Origin of the sequence: Streptomyces sp. YIM 130001 (assembly GCF_003574445.1) — a bacterium.
In the GTDB taxonomy this organism is placed as follows: domain Bacteria; phylum Actinomycetota; class Actinomycetes; order Streptomycetales; family Streptomycetaceae; genus Streptomyces.
Genome location: NZ_KZ984554.1, coordinates 1 through 895, shown reverse-complemented (window position 1 = coordinate 895; position 895 = coordinate 1). Strand labels below are relative to the sequence as shown.

The following is an 895-nucleotide window of genomic DNA, read 5'->3' as shown; positions in this document are numbered from 1 at the left end:
TGTGCTGTCCCGGGACGTTGGTGACAGCGGGGTGGTCTTGCATGGGTGAGGGCCTTCTGGGTTCGGTGTGGATTGCGACATCTACGCCGAGCCTCAGGAGGCCCTCGTGGTCCACCGTAATGCCCCGCTGACGCCGACCGGGAGACTGCGTCTGGCCCGTTGTGTGGTGGAGGACGGCTGGCCGCTGCGCCGAGCTGCGGAACGGTTCCAGGTCAGCCACACCACTGCGGCCCGCTGGGCCGGGCGCTACCAGCACTTGGGCGAGGCCGGGATGGGTGACCGGTCCAGCCGCCCGCACCGCCAGCCCCGCCGTACTGCGGCCGCCGTCGAAGCACAGGTCGTGCGGTTGCGGCGTGAACACCGCATCGGACCGGTGCGGCTGGCCGCCCGCTGCCACATCGCCGCCTCGACCGCGCACCGCATCCTGGCACGCCACCAGCTGCCCGCCCTGGCCACACTGGACCGGGCCACCGGTGAACCAATCCGACGCTATGAACGCGCCCGGCCCGGCGAACTCGTCCACATCGACGTCAAGAAACTCGGGCGGATCCCCGACGGCGGCGGCCACAAGACACTCGGCCGCGCGGCGGGCCGCAAGAACCGCAGCGGCGTCGGACTGGCCTATCTGCACACCGCGCTGGACGACCACTCCCGCCTCGCCTACACCGAGGACCTGCCCGACGAGAAGGCCGCAACCTGCGCCGGCTTCCTCATCCGCGCCACCGCCTGGTTCGCCGCCCGCGGCATCACCGTCGAGCGCGTACTGACCGACAACGCCTGGTCCTACACCAAGAACACCTGGCAACAGACCTGCCGTGAGCTGGGCATCAGTCCGCGCTGGACCCGCCCTTGGCGGCCGCAGACCAACGGCAAAGTCGAACGCTTCCACCGCAAA

1 protein-coding gene is annotated in these 895 nt (G+C 70.4%); it reads left to right on the top strand.

Annotated elements, in window-relative coordinates:
• Positions 1-106: 106 nt before the first annotated feature.
• Positions 107-895 (top strand): IS481 family transposase (locus DSC45_RS13725; RefSeq protein ID WP_119291204.1); only part of this gene is annotated, 789 nt, incomplete at its 3' end.